Origin of the sequence: Pengzhenrongella sp. (assembly GCF_036565025.1) — a bacterium.
GTDB lineage: Bacteria > Actinomycetota > Actinomycetes > Actinomycetales > Cellulomonadaceae > Pengzhenrongella.
Genome location: NZ_DATCNW010000294.1, coordinates 1 through 2,038, shown reverse-complemented (window position 1 = coordinate 2,038; position 2,038 = coordinate 1). Strand labels below are relative to the sequence as shown.

The following is a 2,038-nucleotide window of genomic DNA, read 5'->3' as shown; positions in this document are numbered from 1 at the left end:
CAAGACGAATGTCACCTCGTTGCGGAAGCCGCCGAGCGTGTTGAGGCCGACCTTCAGCGTCGGTGGGGGAGCCTCGCCCCGCACCCGGCTGATGCGTACCCGGTCCGGGCCGTCCTGCGTCAGCGCGATCGTGTCGAAGCGGGCCGTGACGTCGGGGCCGGCGTAGCGCGGGCCGCCGATCTCGTAAAGCAGCTGCGCGGTGACCGTCCCGACGGTGACGACGCCGTCGGTGCCGGCGTGCTTGGTGATGACGCTGCTGCCGTCCGCATGCACCTCGGCGATCGGGAAGCCGGGGTGACCTAGGTCGTCCTCGATCTCCTCACGGAAGAACGAGTAGTTACCCCCGGTGGCCTGGGTCCCGCATTCGATGACGTGCCCGGCGGCGACCGCACCGGCGAGCGCGTCGTAGTCCGTGTTCGCCCAGCCGAAGTGCGCGGCGGCCGGCCCGACCACGAGCGAGGCGTCCGTGACCCGCCCGGTGACGACGACATCCGCGCCGGCACGCAGGCACCGGGTGATGCCCCAGGCGCCGAGGTAGGCGTTGGCGGCGAGTGGCTGGCCGAGGCCGAGTTCGGTCGCCCGCGCCTGCAGGTCATCGCCTTCGACGTGCGCGACCTTGACGTCGAGGCCAAGTCCGGCGGCGAGCTCGCGCACCGCGGACGCAAGCCCGGCGGGGTTCAGGCCCCCCGCGTTCGCGACGATCTTCACGCCGCGCTCGAGCGCCGTCCCGAGCGCGTTCTCCATCTGGCGCAGGAACGTCTTGGCGTAGCCCAGGCTCGGATCCTTCAGCCGGTCGCGGCCGAGGATGAGCATGGTCAGCTCGGCGAGGTAGTCGCCGGTGAGGACGTCCAGCGGGCCGTCGGTGAGCATCTCGTGCATGGCCGCGGCACGGTCGCCGTAGAACCCCGACGCGTTGCCGATCCGGATCGGCACCGTCATGACGCCGGTGCCGGGGCGCGGCCGGTGCCGGGCGATCCCGCGAAGGCCTGCGCGATGCCCAGCCACTCGCCGGCCTCGGCGCCCTCGGCCCTGAGCGCGAGGTCGCTGCGGTGCCGGCGCTGGGTGACGAGCCAGCAGAAGTCCAGCGCGGGTCCGGTGACGCGCTGGGTCGCATCGGCGGGCCCCCACGTCCACAGCTCACCGTCCGGGGCGCTCAACTCGACGCGGAACTGCTCGGCCGGGACGGGACGGTCGTTGAGGAGATAGGCGAAGTCGCGGGTGCGGGCGCCGATGTGCGCGACGTGCCGCAGGCGGGCAGTGGGGGTGCGGGTAACGCCCAGGGCGTCGGCGACGTCCTGGCCGTGGGCCCACGTCTCCATCAGGCGGGCGGTGGCCATCGAGGCCGCGCTCATCGGCGGTCCGAACCACGCCAGCTTCGTGGCGTCGGGCACCGCTGCCAGCGCCGTGACGAGGGCCACCCGCCCGCTGCGCCAACTGGCCAGTAGTTCGGCCGGCGGCTGGGTGGCGCGCTCGGCCGCGGCGCGGTCGACGAAGCCGCCGACGTCGCTCAGCGCCTTCTGAACCTCGCGCTGGAACTCCGCGGGGTCTGTCACCGCGAGCGCTGCCACGTCGTCGGTCCAGGCGAGGTGCGCTATCTGGTGGGCGATCGTCCAGCCCGCTGACGGGGTCGCGCGCGCCCACTCGGACTCAGCCAGCGTCGCGACGACGGTGTCGAGTTCGTCGTATTCCGCGGTGAGGTCGGCGAGAACGGCGCTCAGGTCAGCCACGCGACCGAGCCTGACACGACCTCATGAATAAATCAATGACGCTTGCTTGTTTTGAACAATCACTGTGATCAACACGCCGTGGGTATGGCTGTGGACACGTGGCCGGGATGTTGATCAACACGCCGTGGGCATGGCGGGTCCTCGAGCGGGTCGTTCAGGACGCGTCGAACGGCCAGCCAGTCTCTTTCGTGGCCCGTGTCTGCTGGGCGTGGGCATGCAGATTGGCGGCCGTGCTCGCGACAACCTGCTCGACGTCCACACCGGTCTGGTCGGCGAGCAGGTAGACGCCATAAGCGAGTTCGCCGAGCCGC

At 71.2% G+C, this 2,038-nt stretch carries 2 protein-coding genes; both read right to left on the bottom strand.

The window, feature by feature from the left end:
• The coding region (locus VIM26_RS16995) for an acyclic terpene utilization AtuA family protein (RefSeq protein WP_331953308.1) at nucleotides 1–939 on the bottom strand (939 nt) is incomplete at its 3' end.
• Entirely contained in the window at nucleotides 936–1,727 is a 792-nt protein-coding gene (locus VIM26_RS16990; RefSeq protein WP_331953306.1) for a TIGR03084 family metal-binding protein, read from the bottom strand. The genes VIM26_RS16990 and VIM26_RS16995, both read right to left, overlap by 4 nt.
• Nucleotides 1,728–2,038: the final 311 nt, after the last annotated feature.